The organism is Bacillus sp. FSL L8-0167 (assembly GCF_038630295.1).
Taxonomy (GTDB): Bacteria; Bacillota; Bacilli; order Bacillales; family Bacillaceae; genus Bacillus; species Bacillus safensis.
The window spans coordinates 1,838,735-1,861,095 of record NZ_CP152027.1 but is presented as its reverse complement, the minus strand read 5'-3'; the positions used below and the strand labels follow the sequence as shown (position 1 = coordinate 1,861,095).

The window sequence follows — 22,361 nt, the reverse complement described above, 5'->3', positions numbered from 1 at the left end:
ATGATGAACCTAAAACCAGCGTGGATACCCGAAGAGCAGATGATGAAACAAACACGCCTTTACAAATGGATGCATTCACTTGGTTTTTCTACTTATGATGCGTTCTATCAAGCTAGTATCGAGCGCACCGATTGGTTTTGGAGAGAAGCCGAAAAGGCGGTCGGCATCGTGTGGAAGGAGCCGTATGAAGCCGCATTAGGCCAAGATTCATTCATGTGGCCCAATTGGTATAAAGGCGGCCGGCTCAACGTGGTCGAAACGGCTGTTGACAAATGGGCAGAGAATGAAGAAACCCAGCATCAACCAGCTGTGATTTGGAGAAATGAAGCGGGAGAAGAGAGAAGATGGACGTTCCTCGAACTTCAGGAAAATGTCAATCGTCTAGCTGCTGGTTTTTTGAAGAAGGGAGTACAAAAAGGGGATGTGGCGGTCATTTATATGCCGATGCTTCCGGAAACGGCTGCCGTCATGCTTGCCTTTGCAAAGATTGGTGTCATCTTTAGCCCGGTTTTTTCTGGCTATGGAAGTGAACCTCTTGCCGTACGTATTCGTGCATCAGGTGCAACCATTGTCGTCACAGGCTCTAGCGTGACGCGCCGGGGAAAGACGATCAACATGCGTGAATGTGCGGCAGAAGCAATCGACAAAACCAAGACTGTCCAAACAGTCATTGTACATGCTTCCTCTCCTACTGGATATAAAGAGGATATTCAGCTAAACGATTTGTTAAAAGAAGAACCAATGAGTGAAACGACTTATCTTTCAAATGAAGATCCTCTTATGATCTTATACACTTCTGGAACAACCGGTACACCCAAAGGAGCTGTCCATACACACGCAGGCTTTCCTGTAAAAGCAGCTTTTGATGCCGGTCTTTGTATGGACGTTTCAAAAGGAGACCGTTTGTTTTGGCTCACAGACATGGGATGGATGATGGGGCCCTTTCTCGTCTTTGGCGGCTTGATCAATGGAGCTGCAATTGTTTTATATGACGGCGCCCCCGATTATCCAGATGAACAGCACATTTGGTCATTCATCCACGAGCAAAAAGTCACCCATTTTGGACTTTCACCTACTTTTGTTCGATCTGCGATGCAGCAAAACCTTTCAGACATTGAGCTGCCGCACGTGAAAGCCATCATTTCTACAGGTGAACCGTGGAATGAAGCACCATGGCAATGGCTTTTTGACACCATTGGTCAAAAGCACATTCCGATCTTAAATTACTCAGGGGGAACAGAGGTTTCTGGCGGAATTGTAGGAAGTACGCTGCTTCGCCCAATCAAACCGATCCTTTTTAATGCGTCAATCTTAGGAATGGCGGCAGATGTGTATAATGAGGCAGGAGAGAGCGTCCTGAATGAAGTAGGAGAGCTTGTTGTGAAAAAGCCGTGGGTCGGCATGACATGTGGGTTTTGGAAAGATCCGAAGCGATATGAAGACACCTATTTTAAACGATTTGATGGGGTGTGGACGCACGGTGATTGGGTGATGCAATCAGAGGATGGCGCATTCCATATCACGGGCAGATCGGATGATGTCATTAATACAGCTGGTAAACGCATTGGCCCAGCTGAAATTGAATCCATTCTTGTCGGGCATCCAGCCGTACATGAGGCTGCTGTGATTGGAGTAAAGGATGAGGTGAAGGGAGAAGCACTAGTTTGCTTCATTGTGGCAAGTTCACAGTCTTTCGAAGAAGCAGCATTCATTCAAGAGCTCAAAATACATGTTGGTTCATATGCGGGAAAAGCGCTCACACCAAAGGAAATTCATCTCATTTCAGCTTTACCGAAAACAAGAAACGGAAAAATCGTCCGTCGTTTATTAAAAGGAGCTTATGAACAGCAGCATTCACCAGATCTTTCGTCTCTAGATAATCCTGATGTGTATAACAGCATTTGCGAATACTTGAAAAGAAAACAAAATCCATAAAAAAAGACAGGAGAGCATCCTGTCTTTTTTATTGCACATGAAAATTCGTGCCATCTGTTGTTTCTTTTACAATACCTGCCCGAATCACAAAATCACCGAAATGTTCATGTTCCTCGCGTTCTTTTGCATAGCGGGGGAGAAGAGAGCCAAGCTCGTTTAAAATGTCTTCTTCTCCTACATTTTCTCGGTACAGTTTACTTAATCTGCTGCCATCAAACGCAGCGCCAAGATACATGTTGTATTTACCAGGTGATTTCCCGATAAAGCCAATTTCACCAAGCGCATGACGGGCGCATCCATTTGGACATCCAGTCATACGAATCGTGATTTCTTTATCACTTAAGCCATTTTCTTCGACAATCTCTTCAATTTTGTCAATCAAGCGCGGGAGGTAGCGTTCTGCCTCTGCCATTGCTAAGCCGCATGTCGGAAGAGCAACACAGGCCATTGAACTGCGGCGCAGTGCAGAGTGCTGCTGTCCATCTGACAAACCAAACTCCTGAATGAGCTGCTCGATTTGTTTCTTTTTGTGAGATGTGACGTTTCCAATGATCAAATTTTGATTCGCTGTTAAGCGGAAGTCACCTGTATGAATCTTTGCGATTTCACGAATGCCTGTCATCAGCGGGTAGTCATCGTAATCCGTGATGCGTCCGCCTTCTACAAACATCGTATAATGCCATCTGCCATTGATGCCTTTTACCCAGCCATAGCGGTCACCGTTATGATCGAAGTGATAATCTCTTGCATCTAATAGGGTAAATCCAAGGCGGCGCTCAAGCTCTTCTTTTACATTCTCAAGACCGAGGCGGTCCACTGTATATTTAAAGCGGGCACTTTTTCTCACCGAACGGTTTCCATAGTCCCGCTGAATGGTGATTACTTGTTTGGCAATCTCTACAACTTGTTCCGGTGTACAAAAGCCAATTACTTTTGCAAGCTGAGGATAGGTCGCTGTATCACCATGAGTCATGCCCATTCCACCGCCAATCGCGACATTAAAACCGACTAATTGATCATTTTCAATAATCGCAATGAAGCCTAAATCCTGCGAAAACACATCAATATCGTTAGCAGGAGGGACCGCCACACCAATCTTGAATTTTCTTGGCAAATAAAGTGGACCATACATCGGCTCAACCTCTGTATCAGGCGTTGCTGCTACCTTTTCCTCATCAAGCCAAATTTCATGGTACGCTCTTGTTTGCGGAAGCAGGTCATCACTTAATTTTTTGGCGAGCTCGTATACATCATGGTGCACTTCTGATTGATAAGGATTTGACGTACACATGACATTACGGTTCACATCGCCGCAAGCAGCGATCGTATCAAGCATAGTGGAATGAATGTCTTGAATGGTCTTTTTCATGTTCCATTTTAGAATACCGTGAAGCTGAAAGGTTTCACGAGTTGTCAGCTTTAACGTACCGTTTCCATATTTATGAGCAAGCTCATCCATTACAAGCCACTGTTTGGATGTAGCGATTCCGCCAGGCAGGCGGACGCGCAGCATAAATTGATAGGCAGGCTCAAGCTTTTGTTTTTGCCGTTCATTTCTCAGGTCACGATCATCCTGTAAATAACTGCCGTGATGCTTCATCAGACGGTTATCATCATCAGGAATACCCGCTGAAATCGGATCAAGCATCACTTCTTTTAATGTACCCCGTAAATAATCACTTTTTTCTTTGATTTCCTCTACGTCGCTCGGAGGTCCATCCGGCGCTGTTAATGCTGTCTTCACCATGTAAGTAAAAGCTCCTTTCTTTCAAGCATTCAATCAATATACGTCACGCTGATAGCGTTTTTGCTGCTGCAAGTTGGCTAGATAGCTTTCAGCTTTCTCTTTGCTCATCGCACCTTCTTCTTGGATGATTGATAGAAGGGTATCATGAACATCATGCGCCATATGTTTTTCATCTCCGCAGACATATACATAGGCACCTTGCTCCAGCCATTCGAATAATTCTTTACTTTGTTTCTTCATTTGATGCTGGACATATACTTTTTCCTCTGAATCTCTTGAAAAAGCCACATCCATTTTCGTTAACACACCATCTTTTAACCACTTTTGCCATTCGGTTTGATATAAGAAATCCGTCACAAAGTGCTGATCACCGAAGAACAACCATGACTTTCCGTCTGCACCGACTTCCTCGCGCTCCTGTATAAAGGAACGGAAAGGCGCAATGCCTGTGCCTGGTCCTACCATAATGATCGGTGCATCAGGGTTTTCAGGAAGCTTAAAGTTTTGATTGTGCTGAATATAAACAGGCAGCTTATCACCTGGCTCTAAGCGCTCCGCACATAAGATTGAGCAGACACCTTGACGTTCTCTTCCGTGAGCATCATATCTCACAGCACCGATCGTCAAATGAACTTCTTCTTCATTTGCTTTAAGGCTGCTTGCAATGGAATAAAGGCGTGCCGGAATTTTTCTTAAAATGGCAGTGAAGTCTGCCGCTGTTCCTTCAAAAGGACCGAAATCACGAGCAGCATCTACTAAATCTCTTCCTGCTATATATGCTTTTAACTTTTCTTCGTTTCCTTCTTCTAAAAGGGCCTGCAAGGCTTCGCTCTTTGTAAAGGACGTCATCTTTTGAAGAAGAGGTTTTGTTAAGACAGTAATCTCAAAATGAGAGGTGAGTGCTTCCTTTAAAGGAAGCGTGTTGCCGTTTTTATGAACGGTTACGGTTTCCTCTGCATCCCATCCGCATGCCTTGATCAGTTCATCAACAAGCGCTGGATCATTTGTTGGATAAATACCAAGGCTGTCACCCGGCTCATAAACAAGTCCTGAACCTTCAAGAGAAAGCTCCAAATGACGGGTTTCTTTGTTAGAACCGCGGCCATTTAGGTTAATATTTTCAAGCACTTCAGCATAAAAAGGATTTGTTCTTGAGTATTCAGATGCAGCTGTTTGAGTGTTTGCTTCCGCTGATTCCTGCGGGGCTGCTGCGGCTCCGCCTTCGCTAAGTGAAGATGCCACCCCTTGAAGCCATTCAGAAAACGGCTCATCATAATCAAGATCACAGTCCACTCGATCGAAAAGACGCGTTCCGCCAAGCTCTTTTAAGCGCTCATCAAATTCTTTACCTGTTTGACAGAAGAATTCGTAAGAGCTGTCACCAAGTGATAGGACAGAAAAGCTTAAATGATCAAGCTTTGGTGCACGTCTGCCGTGAACATATTCATGGAAAGAAAGGGCATTATCAGGCGGATCTCCCTCGCCATGTGTGCTGACGATAATCAATAAATTGTTTATTTTTTTCAGACTATTTGGTTTAAAATCTGACATAGAAGAGAGCGTCACTTGAAAACCTTTCTCTTCAAGATGCTGCGCTGTCTTTTTTGCTAACCCTTCAGAATTGCCTGTTTGCGAGCCATAAAGCACGGTCACATCTTTACTGACAGGCTGCGCTGGTGCTGCAGCAGAAGGAGAAGGGGTTTGGGCAGTATTTTCTAATCCGGTTAAAGCTGCCTGTGCTGATAAATAACCGGTAAGCCAAATTTTTTGCTGATCTGTTAAAGTCGGAAGCAGCTGATTAAGCAGTTCTGCCTGCTCCTGACTAAACGGACTGTTCAATACATGAAGTTGCAACGATATCCACCTCACAAGGAATATAAACATAGATTAATTCGATAGGAATTATATATATAGGTTCAATTTGAACTTTACCGAAAGTTTGCCATTAAGTAAAATATATAATATTGATTGTCATGATTAAGATTTCTAATACCTTTGCAAGGTGAAATTAATTTATTCTGTCAAGGAGGAAATATGAGTATTATTAGAGATTTGGAAGATCCAAAAGTTAAGTTTAAATTAATAAAAAATGTATCTATCCAAAGACAGGAACTAGAAAAATTAAATCTGAGACAAATTGCAGATCTTCGAATTTATGCGAAAGATAAATACGAGAGAGCTGCCAACTTTTCCACAAAAGCTTCTATTATAACAATAACAATTGTGCCAGCATTTTTATTTTTGAACTCTTACTTTAATTCATATTTTAACTATGGATTAGATTTTATTACTAAAAAGCACAAAACTAACGATTCGAAATTGCAAAATGCTTTCGATGAAATTTCAATAAATATAATGGATACTTATCTGAATATCGCTTTAAGTATATTGTTTTGTGTTTTTATTGTTCTTCTCAGTAGAAGAATTGATGTTTCCAAAACAAATAAACTTTTCAATTTAATTGATGAAATATATGACATGAAATTAAAACGAGAGGAAAAATTTCAAGAGGATTATAAACAAATGCAAAAGAGAAGAGCTATGAATTGGAAGGTAATTTCTTGTGTTCATTATTCTGACCGTTTCGAGATTTTAATGAAATCTCCAAATCGAAAAGAAGCTGAATTTTTTATGTTCTATGAATTAGATCATATTAAAGAGGTTAAAGTAATTTTGGGATTAGTGGAAAAGTGAGTTCACGATCATTATTATAGGCACCACTTTAAACCCCAATCACTTTTTTATGTTCTGATTTAACAAAAGTAGATTCTAAAGAGCTGTCACAGGGTCAAACGATTGAGGTTTGGTTTGATGAGTTACAAGAATCGTTTCCTCCTAAAGCAACGGTCAAAAAATATCACATCATGATGGATAAGTAGGGGAGCAGGGGCAGATTCTTTCTATCAAGAAAAAGGAGAAAAACCCTAAGGTTTTTCTCCTTTCTCAAATTATGCTGTTGGAAGTCCCATTACAGCTTTCACTTCTAAATATTCCTCGATTCCGAAGTCTCCCCATTCTCTTCCAATACCAGATTGCTTAAAGCCGCCAAACGGGGCAAAGTAATCTGTTTCGGCATTGTTGATGGTAATTTGACCGGCACGAATATGTTCAGCTACATATTTTAATGTTTTTTCATCTTTTCCAACCACATAGCCAGCAAGGCCATACACTGTATCATTGACAATCTCAAGGGCATGATCAAGGTCCTTATATGTGATCACACTCATGACGGGTCCGAATATTTCCTCTTGCGCAATGGTCATATCATTTTTCACATTTGTGAAAATAGTATGCTTGGCGAAATATCCTTTGTCTAGTCCGTCCGGCTTACCAGTTCCCCCAGCAAGCAGATTAGCACCTTCTTCAATTCCTTTTTCAATATAAGACTGCACGGTATCCCATTGCTTTTTGGACACAAGCGGGCCAGTGGCGTGATCTTCTCTCGGATCACCAACTGTAAACTTAGGCAGAGCATTCAGCAGCGCTTTTTCAAATGCGTCTTTCATTGATTCAGGAATCAGCACACGTGTAGCTGCGGAACATACTTGACCTGTATTCATCGCAATATGATGAACGGCTGTTTCGCCTGCCTCATCCACATCTGCATCATCTAAGACGATAAGAGGGGATTTCCCGCCAAGCTCAAGAGCCACTTTCTTAATATTGTCTGCAGCATTTTCCATTATTTTAGAGCCGACAGCACCCGATCCCGTAAATGAAACAAAATCAATATCAGGATGTGAGCTAATGCCGTCACCAATGACGTCACCAGTTCCGTTTACTAGGTTGAAGACGCCTTTTGGTACGCCTGCTTCATCAATGATGTCTGCAAGAATCATTGCGGCAAAAGGTGTAATTTCCGCAGGCTTTAAGACAACTGGCGAGCCTGCTGCAATGGCACCCGCGATTTTAAGTGATGTTTGATTCGTTGGGAAATTCCAAGGTGTAATCAATCCGCTGACACCAATCGCTTCTTTTATAATGGTGTGTCCGCCGCGGTCCTCAGTAAATGTATACGATTTAAGTGCTTCCGCTGCTTTAGAAAAATGTTCATATCCCATTTTGTAATGAACCTCTTCTGATACTTTCAGCGGTGCACCAAGCTCTTGTGTCATGACTTCTATCAGTTCATCCTTACGCTTTTCGTAGCCGCGCACAATGTTTTCCAGCATCTTTACGCGTTCATTTCGAGATGTTTTTGAGAAAGAAGGAAAGGCGGCACGAGCAGCTTTGACTGCCTTATCTAAATCTTCTTTTGTTCCTAAACTAATGGTGCCAATGACTTCCTCTGTAGCAGGATTGATGACTTCCGTCGTTTCGTTTCCTGTTGATGCGATCCATTCTCCGTTAATAAAATGTTTCTCTTGATTTCTCATTCTGACATGTCTCCTTTTTATATGTGATTCCATTCAATATTCTGTTTTCAGGTGATATAAAACTGTACCCACTGTGAAAAATCTAAAACGATGAAACTGCAAAAGAAAAAGTTTCTGATATAATACGCAAAGTGGGACATATGTCCTTTTCAACATCAGGGCATCTATCATTTAATGGAACTAGACTGAAAAAAGAAGGAGCATTTGAACGAATGAAAGGTGTTATTTTCGCTTTATTAGGAGGCGCTTGTATTACACTGCAAGGCGTAGCAAACGCAAGAATCAGCCAGGATATCGGGACATGGCAGGCGGCAACCATCACGCAGCTGACCGGTTTTATTATTGCACTGATCATTTTACTGATCGTACGTGACGGACACTTCAGGGAATATCGAAAGGTGCAGCCGCTTTATATAGTAGGCGGTGCATTTGCAGCCATTATTATTTTCAATGAAGTCACTGCAATTCAAATGATCGGTGTCACACTGACCATCGCTGCTTTACTCATTGCACAGCTTGCATTTACCTTTGCAATCGATGCAAAAGGATGGTTTGGTGTACAGAAGAAGAGAATGAAATGGCCGCATTATGCAGGAATTCTATTGATGATCGCAGGCGTCATCATTTTAAAGCTATAAAGGAGGGCGTCAGATGGAGGAGCTTCATGATGAATCTCTATTTTCCTCTTATCTCAAGGCACATGAATTAGAAACCGTCTTTCATCAGAAACTCATATCACACGTCAGCTTATGGCGCTATGAGCAAGGTGAGCTGATTTGTTCAAAGGGAGATCAGAGGGAGCACTTGTACTTGTTAGTAAAAGGAAAATTAAAGATTTTCACCACCACAAAAGAAGGGAAGACCTTTATTCTTTGTTTTAAACATCCTCTTGAAGCGATTGGAGATATTGAATACGTTCAGCAGACTGATATGGTCAATACAGTGGAGGCTGTCACAGAAGTACATATGCTAAGGATTTCTCATCAAGCGCTCATGCGCCATGCGAAGGATGACCCCCGCGTTTTAACCTTTTTACTAAAGGGCATCACAAACAAATTTTATACGAAATCAAACGATTTGAGTTTCCACCTTTTATATCCTGTAGAGGTCAGGCTTGCAAGCTACTTATTGTCTGTGTTAACAGGGGATAACAGCGCGAGCGCACTTCGTCTTACTGATGCGGCGAGCTTAATTGGTACAAGCTACCGTCATATTAACCGGGTGATTCAGCAATTTTGTGAAAAAGGGCTGATAGAGAGGCGAAGAGGGAAGATTACGATTCTTGACCGGGAAGGACTCTTAGAAATAGCGGAGCGAAACATTTATGAATAGAAGAAATGAAGGGATTCAGACATGATTATAGGAATAGGATTAGCCATCACGGCTGGCGCACTCGTCAGCTTACAAACCATTTTTAACAGTAAGGTCAATGAGCAGACAGGCTCTTGGTCAACGACCACTCTCGTTCTAGGTATGGGCTTTATTGCTTCACTTTTGATGGGTCTTTTGCTAGAAGGAACCGGCATGTTTCAATTAAGACATATGGAAGCGTGGTACTGGATGAGCGGAGCCATTGGAGTAGGGGTGGTCATCTGCCTCGTTCAAAGTATCAAACGTCTTGGTCCGACTTATGGAATCTCGATTGTCCTGATTTCACAGCTCGGTTCTGCGCTTTTGTTCGATTCGCTTGGCTGGCTTGGGTTAGAGAAAGTGGAATTTTCTCCCGCAAAACTATTAGGTGTCATTGTAATTGTTGCGGGGATCCTAGTGTTTAAATTGACCAAATTGGAGTCAGCAGAAGAGGATCAATCAGAAGAAAAAGGGCTGCCACAAGAGTAAGCTGCCCTTTAGATCAACCGCCGCCATAGAACAGTGATCGCGGATAAACCATTTAAAAGGAGCCTTTTCATCAAAGGCTTTTTTTTCTGCCCATAGGACTGCGCTTTATAGGCTGCTTTGTCCTTCGCGACAAGTATACTATAGGCAATTTTACCTTCTATTGCCTGAGTAAGTGATAGCGCAAAAGGGGCACTATCAATGACCAAAATTGACTCTGTATTTAAAAAACTAGACCTCGCATCTAAATTATATGTGCCAATAATACTTAAATAATCATCAATGACCATTGATTTCGCATGAATGGAATACGGGCCTTCATATTCGTACAAATGAACGCCTGTTTTCATCAGTTCCTTTTTCGTGCTTAAGTAACCTGCAAAAGCTAACGGATTTGGCGTCGCTGTAAGAGAATTCGTAACAACTGTCGTTTGGATTCCGCTGTCTAAGGGAGTGAGGCCGTCTTTCATGGGTCGTGTTGGGATGACATAAGGCGTCTGTATGAGCACAGAACGCTTTGCCCGGTGGGCTAGATCGTTTAGTTTTTTGAGCACAAGAGGACGCTTATTGAAGCGCTCCACAGGATTTGTAAAAAATGCAATCTGCTTTACTGAGGTGCCATCTGCTGCCCAATTAAAGGACGACATCACAAAAGGTTCTTTCGCATGCACTGCCTCCTGATAGGATCTAAGCAGTTTCTTTCTTAGTTTTAAGCCTTTCTTTGCTTTTTGTTTGGAGAACACAGCTTTTGTTCTTTTCGTAAAGTCATGATTCCATAAATAAACGAAATATTGCTCCATTTCATCTAATACTTTTCCTTTTTTGTCGTTATAAAGCAGCACATCGCGGTCAAATGCAAAATCTTTCGGGGGCTGATCTGCAAAGTATTTATCACCGATATTTCTTCCGCCCATCACAGCCACTCGGCCATCTGCCAGCAGCAGCTTATCATGAAGGCGGTTATGCCACGTCCATGGCTTAAATAACCTAAAGGGCTCATAAAAACGAATGGCCATGTTCGGGTGATTTGCCACGGCATATCGTAAATGCTTCAGCGGTCCACGCAAACTGTGGCAGATGCCGTCTAAAAGCAGCTGAACTTTCACCCCTCGATCAGCAGCTTCAATTAAAGCACCTAGTACCCATTCGGCTGTTTTTCCTTTTTGAATGGAATAATAACTTAGGCGGATCATCCTCTTTGCCTCACGAATCATTTGGATTCTGGCCTGACCAGACTCAAATCCATCGTCAAGAAGCATCACTTGATTTGTGCCCTGATCGTCTCCTGAGATCGAAGAGGCTTTATAGATACAATGTTCTTTGCATGTTTTTTGGATCGGTAAATAAAACAAAACAAATGCGGTCAAAAAGACATAAACGACATAGAGAAGGATCAGAAAAAACAAAAGATGAAGCATACGGATCAGCTCCTTTCACATAGACACAACTTTTCCTTAGTTTATGTCAAAAATAAAATTTCACTCATTTTCGCCTTTTATTTAAATACATGACAAAAGAATCATCTTGTTTTTATTGGGCATTTAATTATAGTATGAAATGAATAAGGGGGAATCGAATTGAATGAATCATTATTTAACATCCCAAGTGATGTATATCAAACGTTAAGTGAAACAGAACGATATTTACTCAATTATATTCACCAGCATTTAGAGGATATCTCCACCTTATCCATTGTCACTTTAAGCGAAAGAGCCAATGTTTCAACGGCCACGATAGTCAGGCTGATGAAAAAAATTGGCTATAACGGCTATACATCCTTTAAATATCGATTGAAACAAGAAAAGAAAATGACAGATGCAAGCGACCAGCTCAAAAATATTGATGAAGACATCAAACTAGCAATTCGGAAAAATGAAGAAGAGGTTTTAAAAACGATACAGCTGCAAAGTATTGGACAAATTGAAGATGCCGTTCAAAAAATACATAATGCAGACAAAATTTATATTTTCGGCAGGGGCTTCTCAGAGATGATCGCCAAAGAGATGACCATCAAATTACAGCTCATCGGGAAAACATGTGAAGTACACGACGATCCGAATATCATTCGGCTGAAATCGCGAGACATTGATAAAAGTGAGCTTGCCATCTTTGTTTCATTAAATGGCGAAACAGCTGAGCTTGTTGAAGCATGTCAAAACCTCAGCATGAAGCAAGTCACAACTATTACGCTTACGACAAGAATAGATTCTACATTAAGCAAAATATCAGATATGACACTAGTCGGATATAAAGGGGAACAATCTTTCTTCCCAGATTATGAAGTGAGATCCCGCCTGTCTCTTCATGTCATTGCCCGCATTTTACTTGACGCTTATGTGATCCGAATGAAATAACCAATAAGAAAGCCTTCGAGACTTTGATCTGGAAGGTTTTTTCTCATGAAAACCTTTACACATTCTGAAAACATTTTCACTGAATCGTATGAGATACTTTCTTTAGAGAAAAGAAAGAAGGTGAAACCAATTGATTTATACATGCACCTTAAATCCTGCTATTGACCTATATATTGCATTAAAAGAAATGCGGGCAAATGCAGTCAACCGGACGGAAGATGAAGATTATCAGCCGAATGGAAAAGGCGTGAACGTGTCAATTATGCTAAAGAAATATGGCTTCACCAGCACTGCATTAGGATTTATCGCTGGGTTTTCAGGCTCTTATATTGAACAATCTTTAAAGGATCTCTCCATTCAGACCGATTTTATCTCGGTTGAAGGAATCACACGAATTAATGTTTTTATCAATACGACAGAAGAATACAAGCTCGTGAATCAGGGCCCTGCAATTGAAGAAAAAGCGCTTCACGCCTTTCGTGAGAAAATTGCGGCTATCCCGCAGGGAGGCATCCTCATCATGTCAGGCAGTCTGCCAAAAGGCGTTCCTGCCAGCATTTTTTCAGAAGTAGCAGCTATTTGCCATCAACAGAAGGTCAAGTTCATTTTAGACACAAGCTCAGCAGCAGTTCTTGAAACACTTCAATACAAGCCGTATTTACTAAAACCGAATGAAGAAGAAATTGCTGCTTTTTTCGGTAAAACACATCCTTTGTCAGAAAAAGAACTCATTCAATCAGGAGAGAAACTCATTGAGATGGGTGCAGAGCAAGTGCTTATTTCCCGCGGGGGAGAAGGGGCTTTATTCATTACGAAGGACGCAGTGTTTAAAGGAAACGCACCAACAGGCACTGTCGTAAACACAGCTTGTTCTGGAGATGCAATGCTCGCAGCTTTTCTTAGTAAACATCTTGAAGGACATTCGCCTGAAGAATGCTTACGCTACGGCATTGCAACGGGAGCATCCACTGCGTTTTCAAAAGGCTTAAGTGATTTACATGATATTGATTCATTGATTGAGCAAGTACACATTCAGAAGATATAAGGGGGAATTACACATGAGCCGTAAAAAAATTGTCGCTGCAACCGGCTGTCCAACAGGTATTGCACACACATTTATGGCAGCTGAAGCTTTAAAAATCGCTGCTGAGCAGCTAGGGGTCGACATTAAAGTCGAAACGCATGGTCAAGTAGGAATTGAAAACGCTTTAACTGATCAAGACATTATGGAAGCAGATGGGGTCATCGTGGCAGCCGATAAAGATGTGCATACAGATCGTTTTCACGGCAAACCACTGATTGAAGTGCCTGTAGCGAAGGGTATCCGCACGCCAAATGAACTGATCCAAGGCATTATCAATGGAGATGCCCCCGTTCATCAAGTGAAAGGAAGAGCTTCTGGAACAGAAAAAACATCTGCTCCTACATCAGCTCAACAAAAGTCGGCAAATAAATGGATACACACGATCTATAAGCACTTAATGAACGGTGTATCACACATGCTCCCATTTGTTGTTGGAGGCGGTGTCTTAATTGCCCTTTCTTTCTTATTTGGTATCTACTCTGCTGATCCTAAGCACGAAACGTATCATCCATTTGCTGCCTATTTGAAAAGCATTGGCGGACTTGGCTTCAGCTTAATGGTACCAATTTTAGCAGCATTTATCGCTGATTCGATCGCTAGACGCCCGGGGATGGTCGTCGGATTTATAGGGGGTCTCCTTGCAAATGATGGAGGTGCTGGATTCTTAGGCGGTATTATCGCAGGTTTTGCAGCAGGATATATCATTTTATTGCTTCAATTCTTGCTTCAAAAATTACCAGCATCACTTGATGGATTAAAATCAATCTTCATCTATCCTGTCATCGGTATTTTCTTAATTGGGGCTGTCATGACCCCGTTGTTAGTCCCAATCACAGGGCTAAATAATTCCCTAATGGATTTTCTCTCATCTGTACAATCCACGAATCCACTGCTTTTAGGTTTAATTGTTGGAGCGATGTGTGGATTTGATATGGGAGGACCTTTTAACAAAGCAGCCTATGTCACAGGAACGGCTTTACTTGCAGAAGGTAACCTTTACTTCATGGCAGGTGTGTCAGCAGCATGTATCACACCGCCGCTTATCATTGCGATTGCCACAACGATTTTCCGAAAACATTTCACGCCACAAGAACGAAATGCAGGGGCAATCAACTATATTCTAGGAGCGACACATATTACAGAAGGAGCCATCCCATTTGCGGCCAAAAACCCGGTCGTTGTCCTGCCAATTATCATGTTTGGCTCTGCCATCTCTGCTATATTGACATATTTGTTTGGCGTACAGGTTCCAGCTCCGCATGGTGGATTCCTTGTTCTTCCGGTCGTCACAGGTGCATTCCAATGGGTGCTTTCCATACTAATCGGCTCACTCGTAGGTGCGATTCTCTACGGACTTTACCGTAAAAAAATAGACAACCCCGCAGTTTAAAACGGAGGAGGAGAAATGATGGAACATATCTATATGAATCTTCACGAAACAGCTTCTTCACAGGCTGGCGTGTTCGCAGCCATTGCTGACATTGCCTACAAAGCAGGTGTTTGCACCTCACCAGAGGATGTCAAAAAAGGCTTAGCGGAAAGAGAAGCACTTAGTACAACCGGATTTCAAGATGGATTTGCCATTCCGCATACACAAACAGACGCCATCACGAAACCAGCACTTGTGATCGTCCGCACGGAAACAGGAATTGAATGGGACGCTTTTGATGGGAAGCCTTGCTTTTTCTTCTTATCCTTACTGATCCCAAAAAATGAAGCAGGGACCACTCATTTAAAGGCTCTTTCTGCCCTTTCACGAGGCTTAATGGATGAAGCGAAACGACAAAAACTGCTGGAAACAAGAACAAATGAAGACATGCTTGCTGTATTAGAAACGGATATTTTAACTAGAGAGGATGTTTGATCATGCCTTTACTTTCAACAACACCAATGCTTGAGGCTGCGAAAAAAGAAAAATACGGAATTGTGGCATTCAATGTACACTCCTTTGACAGTATCTATTGGGTGCTCGAAACTGCTGCAGAATTAAAGTCACCTGTGATTTTGCAAACAACGGTTGGAACGGTTCAATCTCTTGGAGCAAAAGCGATTGCAGATACAGTGAAGGCGGCGGCTGATCAATATCAAATCCCAATCGGTCTTCACCTGGATCACTGCACAGACTTTGATGTGATTCTCACCTGTATCAGAGCTGGATATACATCCGTTATGATCGATGCATCTATGCACTCATATGAAGAAAATGTACGCCGCACAAAAGAAGTCGTAGATCTTGCCTTAAAAGTCGGTGTAAATGTCGAAGCAGAGCTAGGCAAGGTAGGCGGCGTAGAAGATGATATCGTCGTCGACGAAAAGGATGCTGAAAAAGCCGTTCCATCAGAATGCCGCCAATTTGTAGAAGAAACTGGGGTGCCTACTTTAGCGCCTGCGATTGGTACTGCCCATGGCATTTATAAAGGGGTGCCGGATATTGACTTTGCCCGCATTGAAGAAATTGCAGCGCTGGTCGATGTACCACTTGTCCTGCACGGTGGTTCCGCTGTACCAGATGAGGATGTCAAGCGATGCGTTGCACTTGGTATGGCAAAGGTGAATGTCTCAACTGAACTGAAAAATGCGTATTCCGAAGCAATACGTGATCATTTCTCAAACGAACCTGAAAGCTTAGATCCACGTATGTATTTACAAAAAGCAAAACAAGCAGCGAAAGACATGGTCCAGTCGAAAATACGAATCGTTGGCAGTGAGGGCAAAGCCCATCCGTTATATCAATAAGAAAAAAAGCAGAGCTGCTATCGCTCTGCTTTTTCCCTTTATTCGTTTTCCTTCATTTCATTAGATGTGCGTACCCGTGCATTTCCCATAAATACGACCGTAATCGCCGCAAGTGCAATAGGGAATAATGCAAGCAAAAATACGTACGTAATACTTTGTGACATCGCATCGATGACTTTATTTAAAATATCAGGCGGAATTTGTGAGCGGGCACCTTCTTGGAAAATAGCCTGTGGATCGCCTACTTGAGAAGGGGCTCCTTTCATTCCGCTAAAGGCATCAGCTAAACGATTTGTCAGCACATTGGTTTGAATCGTCCCGAAAATCGTTACACCGAGCGTCATTCCAAGTGATCTCATAAATGAATTGGTCGAGTTTGCACTGCCTCGGTAGCGCGGCTCAAGATCATTCATTGAAGCTGACGGCAGAAGGGAGAAGCTGAACCCGACGCCAAAGCCTGATATCATCATAAAGAGTGTGAGCCACAGTCTTGCTGTATCTGGTGACATATTGGCAAGCAGCAGCATCCCAGCGAAAAATGAAATGACAGAAATAGTCATAAGACGTCTGAAAGGCACTTTCGTCTGCATCGTTCCGCCAATCATACTGCCAATGACTGATCCAATCATCATCGGTGTTAAAATGAACCCTGCACTTGTCGCAGATTCACCGTACACAGCCTGCACGAAAATAGGAATAAAGACAGCAAGAATAATAAATGTCCCGCCATATAAAAACGCCAAAATTTGAGATGTTGCAAATAATCGATTTTTAAACATCCAAAATGAGATAATCGGTTCCTCAGCTTTACGCTCGACAATAAAGAAGATCGTACCGAACACAAGAAACACAGCAAAAAGTGTGAGGATTTGCACCGAATCCCAAGCATAAGATTTACCGCCAAGCTCAAGCGCGAACATTAAGCTGACAACCGCAACGACAAGTGTAATAGCACCTGACCAGTCGATTTTCTGCTTACGATGTTCAAGCGATTCCTGATAGTATCTGGCGATCAAGAAGACACTGACAATACCAATTGGCACATTAATATAGAAAACCCAATGCCAGCCGATCGAATCCGTAATAATAGCACCTAAAAGCGGTCCGAGTACACTTGATAAACCAAAGACTGCTCCAAACATACCAGACATTTTTCCGCGCTTTTCAGGCGGGAAGATGTCAAAGATAATCGTAAATGCGATCGGAAGAAGTGCACCGCCCCCAAGCCCTTGAATGGCTCGGTAAATAATGAGCTGATCCATCGTTTGCGCGATACCGCACAGCGCTGATCCAATTAAAAAGAAAATAAGTCCAAACAGAAAAAAACGCTTTCGACCATACATATCAGAAAGCTTTCCGTAAATCGGCATTCCCGCCATCACTGCCACCATATAAGAAGCCGTCACCCAAGCAAATTTATCAAAACTGCCTAAATCTGCTACGATGCTTCCCATTGCTGTTGCAACAATGGTATTGTCCATCGCTGCCATAAAAATCCCTAACAGCAAACCGATGACAACAAAGCGAGTGGATGCCTTGCCTTTATCCACATGATTCATTTCATTTACCTCCTGCTTACGTTCTCTCATTATTTTTGCTATGATCAACTTAACCATAAAGTAAGAGAACATTTATCTTGATGATCAAGATAAATTGATTTTAAAGGGAGGAGAACAAGTTGTCAATAAAGAACGAGGCTGAAGACAGAGCAGCCCAGATCATCCATACAATGAGGCGCCTCGCCACACGAACCGTCTTGTTCCACCAAGCGGCCGCTCAATCGCTCGGCCTTTTTCCAACAGATCTCAAATCCGCCGATCTTTTAAACGAACTCGGCCCCCTCACAGCGGGGGAATTAAGTGAAAAAACAGGCCTTAGCTCAGGTGCAGTCACAGCTCTCATTGACCGGCTTGAAAAAGCGGGCTACGCCAAAAGAGAAAAGGACCCAAAGGACAAACGAAGAGTCATCATTGTCCCACTAACAGCAGGAAAATCACAAGTGAAAGAACTTTTCCAATCCTTATCAGCATCAACTAAACAGCTTACAAACGAATACAAAGCAGAAGAATTAGATTTAATTATTCAATTTATAACAGAAGCAGCAGATATCATGGAGCAAGAGCTGCAATTGCTGAAGTCTAAATCGTAAAAAGTACACTGATGCGGGTGTGCTTTTTCTAAGTGCATTCCTAATTCATGTAGGGATTGCCTCGACTAGTGACATCTTCCTTACCATGGAAGTGCTCTATAACAATTTTATAATGAAGTAGCTTAAAAAAATATTTATTTAAAAGATGTTCTAAATATCGCATCATAATTATTACTGACAAAAGTGGAGCTAAAGTATTCTATTGAAACATTGTTCATTTACATAATAAGTACTGTTTTTTGTATCAATATTCCTATTTAATGACAAAATTTTTATTGGTAAAATTGACCTTGTCAATGAATGGGAAGGAGTGAATTCTGCTGGGGAAGATACTTGATGCAAAAGCACTAACCAGTGCCATGGACACAAGGGCAAAACACTACCAGGAACTCCGCGAACAAATGGTGGATTTAAAAAAGGCATTACAAGGTGTGGCCAATCTCGGTGATGATTTTACTGGGAAAGGTGCCGATAACATTAAAAGCTTTTATAAAGAGCTCGCTGGAAATGTAGACATGTTTATCAGCTTCATTGATAAGCAAAAAGCCTTTCATGAAGGTCTTTCTGGGACACTGGATGATACGAGCTTTGGCGGCGATACCTTTGTAGAAGAACACTTTTTAGACAACGCAGTACATATGGGCATCAAGAATGCCAAAAGCATTGTGAAGGATCAAAAAAAGGCACTCAAAACGATTTTTCAAGACATTGATGACCTCATTTCCCTAGAGGTATTTGATAGCCAAACCTTTGATGAAAAAATAGAAGATGCGGAAGATGAACGAAAAAAGACGGTCAAAGAACTAAGAGAGCTTGATCAAAATTTAAAAGATGAATATGCTTTGTCAGAGACGGAGCAGCAAGCTACAATGGCATTGTATGCTGAAATGATGAATGCGACAAATGACGGAAAAGCGATTTCACCTATGAATTTTGATAAGAAAGCGTATCAAAATAGCGAAATTTACAAGGCAAAAAGCGATATTGAGAAGCAAACTTCTGAATATCTGAAAATCAAAAAAGAACAAGAAGAAGCCCGCAAGATCGCAAAGGAACAAGAAGCCCTCGCCAACCGCCCTTGGTATGAAAAAGCCCTGGATTATGGCGGAAATATTGTCAATGAACTAACAGGTGTGAACGATGCAAAACGTGCCGCAACAGGCGTCGATCCAATCACAGGGGAGGAACTCACCGCAGGCCAGCGAGTCGCTGCAGGAGGAATGGCTGCAGCCGGCTACATCCCTATCGTTGGCTGGGCAGGCCGCATTTTCAAAGGCGGAAAGGCCGTCTATAAAACGACTCAAGCCACATCAGCCGCAGTCAGGGCAGTTGACATCTATAAGACATCACAAAAATCCTTTGACGCCTTAAAAACATCTCAAAAAGGACTATATGGCCTCACTGCCACCAACGGCTTCAGCGAAGCGATCACAGGCCGAGACATGTTTGGAAATAAGATCTCGAAAGAACAGCAGGAAGCGAGTATGAACGCGGCTCTGGGGATGCTTTTGCCGTTTGGGGCGAAAGGCTTTCGGGGGAAGATGGGAATTACGGGTAGGGAAAAAGTTAAGTTCTCATCTAGCTTAGAAGATCATATAAGAAAAGTTGATCCCAATGTTCCAAGGAGAAGAGGAATTGGTGGGGCGCATAACAAAGATGAATTTATGAAAAATGATGTAAATATATTAAATGTTAAGAAGCATGATGCTTTGCCAGGAGTGGAAAAAATAACTTACCAAGTTCCTTCTTTAGATGCTAAAACAGGTCAAAAAATTGGATGGAAAGCAAAGCCATTTGATAAAACTGTTTATGATCCTAAGTTAATTTCTGATGAAGATTTTATTAAACGAGGAAAAGAAGCTGTAAATAATGCTTCTTCAAAGGGTGTTTTAGGGAGAGAATGGGAAGGTTATGATGGACAAGGTATAAAATGGAGAGGTTATACAGATAAGGATGGGGCAGTGACCTCGTTTTATCCTGAATTATAGGTAGGAGGATTCAGATAGTATGTTAAAAAAAATTTTAGAAACTCAAATGTTAAGAGATGAACACTTTCCTGTGGTGGCTTTTTTCAATGCCATTACTGATGATAGCTTTGTAAATATTGTTCAGCATTTATCTACGGGGGTAGGTTATGGAATTAACGATGTGGATTGCACATTTCCAAATGATCTGGAACCCGACGAGGAGCCCTTTCATGGAGTACTATTTGCACTTCATGATGATGAGGTTATTGTTGATTATCAGACATTCTACTATTATCTTGAGCACGCCTGTAACACGTACATTACAGAGTATCCTCAGGATAAGAAAACTATTAGCGAGGTGTTAAGGAAGGTTTTTGAAAAATATAGATTGGCCAATTGACAGAAGCAACCTCTGAAAATAGTTGAGCAACTAAGTATTGAAATTAGTAGAATGATTAAAGACAATTCTAATTGATAATTTATAGGCTAAATAATAAATTAGGACTTAAATTACTATCAAATTTATGAATAAGTTGGAGAATAATGAGAAGAAATATAAAACTCGAAGTCCCTGTATTCAACATTCATCCTTTAAGAATAACTGAAGGTTGGATTGTACGTTATAATAATTTCAGGGAAATTGACCCTAAAAAGTTAGAAACAGAAGATGATAGATGGTTTATGTTCACTGAAAGTTTATTACAACTTTATCATGAGAAATCATCAATAACGTTGGATTTAGGGTGGTATCCCGATTTATCTTCTGATGGTAACTATATTGTTCTAATAGTTAAAAATACAGATTGGGACAATCCTATTCAGGAATTCAGCTCGGATGACTATACCAAAGTGATTGATTTTATAGAATTTCATTTGAAAGAAATTACATCCAACTGGTGGAAATAAAATAGTAGATACTTAATTACTAACAAATTAACATCGCTAGTTTCTTCAGTTTTACTCGTTTATGATCAATTTTTGGGGCTGTAGGTACTCGAATGTGTCCTCAGAGTAATTTCATAATTAGGGGATTCAATATGTTTAGAGAATTAGATAATCTTTTATCTGTTGATACAACAGTAGATTCATGGTATGATGACGGGTGTTTGATGGCTAGTGAGATACTCTCTGATTTTAGCCTAAATGACTGGGAAGAACTATCAAATCAGGTGCTTAATAAACCAATAGAGTGGCAGCGTAAAATTGCTTATTGCCTGGATAATGAGTGCAATGAATATGAGTTAAATATTTTAATAGATTTGTTGAATACTAATGATAAAGAATTATTTGAGATTTGTATTGATACATTGAGAAGTTTCCCAATTGAAGAAGGAAAGAAATTGATATTGAAGCATCCTCAAATTTTAGAACGTGTAAATCATGTAGTGGCTACTACTGAGAATTCACTAGTAAAAGTAATTTTTCAAGACTTTCTTTCAAAGATGAATTCAAATTAGTTCGTTTTTAATGAGATTACGCAAAAAAAACTTGATTGGCTTAATGCCTTACAAGTCTTTTTGTGTTATTGGACTTCAAATTAAAAAAACGACCAAAAGGGGATCGACCTCATCGTATAACTTCTTCATAAGAAAATAAAGTTGGTACAATAAACAGAAAAACATCCTCTAATAATGCATAGAGAATGCTGCTCTGTTTAGAAGGGGGAAATAATTTTAATTTATTTGTTTCATCAGATTCACAAATTCGAGTTCAATATTCCCCTTTAATTTTAAAAAATGACCCACGAATCGTTCCAGCTAGTTTAGACTTCTGCCTAGCAAATTTAAATTTCCCTTCTAATTCCTTTGGTACTTCCATCCCTTCAGAAAGCTTAAAACCAACAGCACGTTTTTTCGGGTCATCCACTGTATACAGGACGTTAATTGCAAGACCATCTTCATAAAAGACGTAGGTCCATTTGATATTTTCTACTTGAAAACTTGCCGTTTCTAAAGGTTTGGCTGCAAACTCTAGTTCACGTTCTTCTTTTAACACTCGGTTCACATAATCAAGGGTCTCCTGACTTTCGCTGGCAGGTAATACTGTCAATTCATGCTTATATTTGTTCATAAAGTAACGAGCCTCATTCGCTCGTAAGCCAGCAAGTGCGTCTGCTACAGGTGAAGACTCTAAACCAATCGTAGACACATTTTTAAAATCAACGATATAGGCCATTT

At 41.2% G+C, this 22,361-nt stretch carries 21 protein-coding genes; 15 read left to right on the top strand and 6 right to left on the bottom strand.

Annotated features, from left to right (window positions below):
- Positions 1–1,935 (top strand): AMP-binding protein, encoded by a 1,935-nt coding sequence (locus MHB66_RS09510; RefSeq protein ID WP_046311344.1) that lies wholly within the window; start codon positions 1–3, stop codon positions 1,933–1,935.
- Between the two features lie 28 nt (positions 1,936–1,963).
- Here MHB66_RS09510 and cysI read toward each other — a convergent pair whose 3' ends face one another.
- Both cysI and MHB66_RS09500 read right to left on the bottom strand, forming a co-directional pair.
- Entirely contained in the window at positions 1,964–3,682 is a 1,719-nt protein-coding gene (gene cysI / locus MHB66_RS09505) for an assimilatory sulfite reductase (NADPH) hemoprotein subunit (protein WP_046311342.1), read from the bottom strand.
- Positions 3,683–3,715: 33 nt separating this feature from the next.
- A complete protein-coding gene (locus tag MHB66_RS09500; RefSeq protein ID WP_046311339.1) occupies positions 3,716–5,536 on the bottom strand; it encodes an assimilatory sulfite reductase (NADPH) flavoprotein subunit in 1,821 nt (606 codons plus the stop codon).
- A 180-nt stretch (positions 5,537–5,716) separates the two neighbouring features.
- Here MHB66_RS09500 and MHB66_RS09495 point away from each other — a divergent pair, with 180 nt between their 5' ends.
- Positions 5,717–6,376 (top strand): hypothetical protein, encoded by a 660-nt coding sequence (locus MHB66_RS09495; RefSeq protein ID WP_046311337.1) that lies wholly within the window; start codon positions 5,717–5,719, stop codon positions 6,374–6,376.
- Between the two features lie 254 nt (positions 6,377–6,630).
- Here the strand turns inward: MHB66_RS09495 and MHB66_RS09490 are convergent, their stop codons facing one another.
- The gene (locus tag MHB66_RS09490; protein ID WP_342490549.1) at positions 6,631–8,058 is read right to left on the bottom strand and encodes an aldehyde dehydrogenase family protein; all 1,428 of its coding nucleotides are present in this window, start codon (positions 8,056–8,058) and stop codon (positions 6,631–6,633) included.
- A 212-nt stretch (positions 8,059–8,270) separates the two neighbouring features.
- Here MHB66_RS09490 and MHB66_RS09485 point away from each other — a divergent pair, with 212 nt between their 5' ends.
- From MHB66_RS09485 to MHB66_RS09475, 3 genes are read left to right on the top strand one after another with little or no spacing between them, the layout of a single operon-like run.
- A complete protein-coding gene (locus MHB66_RS09485; protein WP_046312276.1) occupies positions 8,271–8,696 on the top strand; it encodes a DMT family transporter in 426 nt (141 codons plus the stop codon).
- Between the two features lie 13 nt (positions 8,697–8,709).
- Positions 8,710–9,390 (top strand): cyclic nucleotide-binding domain-containing protein, encoded by a 681-nt coding sequence (locus MHB66_RS09480; RefSeq protein ID WP_041117620.1) that lies wholly within the window; start codon positions 8,710–8,712, stop codon positions 9,388–9,390.
- 21 nt (positions 9,391–9,411) lie between these two features.
- The gene (locus MHB66_RS09475; RefSeq protein ID WP_034284003.1) at positions 9,412–9,897 is read left to right on the top strand and encodes a DMT family transporter; all 486 of its coding nucleotides are present in this window, start codon (positions 9,412–9,414) and stop codon (positions 9,895–9,897) included.
- 8 nt (positions 9,898–9,905) lie between these two features.
- Here MHB66_RS09475 and MHB66_RS09470 read toward each other — a convergent pair whose 3' ends face one another.
- On the bottom strand, positions 9,906–11,312 hold the full coding sequence (locus MHB66_RS09470) for a phospholipase D family protein (RefSeq protein WP_046311330.1): 1,407 nt from the start codon (positions 11,310–11,312) through the stop codon (positions 9,906–9,908).
- A gap of 159 nt (positions 11,313–11,471) precedes the next feature.
- Between MHB66_RS09470 and MHB66_RS09465 the strand changes: the two genes are divergently transcribed.
- From MHB66_RS09465 to MHB66_RS09445, 5 genes are all read left to right on the top strand, one after another.
- A complete protein-coding gene (locus tag MHB66_RS09465) occupies positions 11,472–12,248 on the top strand; it encodes a MurR/RpiR family transcriptional regulator (protein WP_034284000.1) in 777 nt (258 codons plus the stop codon).
- Positions 12,249–12,378: 130 nt separating this feature from the next.
- Positions 12,379–13,293: a 1-phosphofructokinase gene (pfkB, locus tag MHB66_RS09460; protein WP_024427779.1), complete on the top strand. Its 915-nt coding sequence runs from the start codon at positions 12,379–12,381 to the stop codon at positions 13,291–13,293.
- A gap of 13 nt (positions 13,294–13,306) precedes the next feature.
- Positions 13,307–14,722: a PTS fructose transporter subunit IIBC gene (locus MHB66_RS09455; RefSeq protein WP_046311327.1), complete on the top strand. Its 1,416-nt coding sequence runs from the start codon at positions 13,307–13,309 to the stop codon at positions 14,720–14,722.
- A gap of 15 nt (positions 14,723–14,737) precedes the next feature.
- Positions 14,738–15,196: a fructose PTS transporter subunit IIA gene (locus tag MHB66_RS09450; protein WP_046311326.1), complete on the top strand. Its 459-nt coding sequence runs from the start codon at positions 14,738–14,740 to the stop codon at positions 15,194–15,196.
- 2 nt (positions 15,197–15,198) lie between these two features.
- Positions 15,199–16,068, top strand: coding sequence for a class II fructose-bisphosphate aldolase (locus MHB66_RS09445; protein WP_041117609.1), 870 nt, complete (start codon positions 15,199–15,201; stop codon positions 16,066–16,068).
- A gap of 38 nt (positions 16,069–16,106) precedes the next feature.
- On the opposite strand, the gene MHB66_RS09440 is transcribed toward MHB66_RS09445, so the two are convergent.
- Complete coding sequence (locus tag MHB66_RS09440; protein ID WP_041117607.1) at positions 16,107–17,627, bottom strand: MDR family MFS transporter; 1,521 nt, start codon at positions 17,625–17,627, stop codon at positions 16,107–16,109.
- A gap of 170 nt (positions 17,628–17,797) precedes the next feature.
- Here MHB66_RS09440 and MHB66_RS09435 point away from each other — a divergent pair, with 170 nt between their 5' ends.
- From MHB66_RS09435 to MHB66_RS09415, 5 genes are all read left to right on the top strand, one after another.
- On the top strand, positions 17,798–18,217 hold the full coding sequence (locus MHB66_RS09435; RefSeq protein ID WP_046312274.1) for a MarR family transcriptional regulator: 420 nt from the start codon (positions 17,798–17,800) through the stop codon (positions 18,215–18,217).
- Between the two features lie 317 nt (positions 18,218–18,534).
- Positions 18,535–20,205 carry a T7SS effector LXG polymorphic toxin gene (locus tag MHB66_RS09430; RefSeq protein WP_268748711.1) on the top strand — a complete coding sequence of 557 codons (1,671 nt, stop codon included), beginning with the start codon at positions 18,535–18,537 and terminating at the stop codon, positions 20,203–20,205.
- Between the two features lie 19 nt (positions 20,206–20,224).
- A complete protein-coding gene (cdiI, locus tag MHB66_RS09425) occupies positions 20,225–20,584 on the top strand; it encodes a ribonuclease toxin immunity protein CdiI (RefSeq protein ID WP_235362245.1) in 360 nt (119 codons plus the stop codon).
- A gap of 143 nt (positions 20,585–20,727) precedes the next feature.
- Positions 20,728–21,090: a hypothetical protein gene (locus MHB66_RS09420; protein ID WP_034283531.1), complete on the top strand. Its 363-nt coding sequence runs from the start codon at positions 20,728–20,730 to the stop codon at positions 21,088–21,090.
- A 131-nt stretch (positions 21,091–21,221) separates the two neighbouring features.
- Complete coding sequence (locus MHB66_RS09415; RefSeq protein ID WP_046311318.1) at positions 21,222–21,641, top strand: hypothetical protein; 420 nt, start codon at positions 21,222–21,224, stop codon at positions 21,639–21,641.
- A gap of 253 nt (positions 21,642–21,894) precedes the next feature.
- Here the strand turns inward: MHB66_RS09415 and MHB66_RS09410 are convergent, their stop codons facing one another.
- Positions 21,895–22,359: a hypothetical protein gene (locus MHB66_RS09410; RefSeq protein WP_034283526.1), complete on the bottom strand. Its 465-nt coding sequence runs from the start codon at positions 22,357–22,359 to the stop codon at positions 21,895–21,897.
- Between the last annotated feature and the right edge of the window lie 2 nt (positions 22,360–22,361).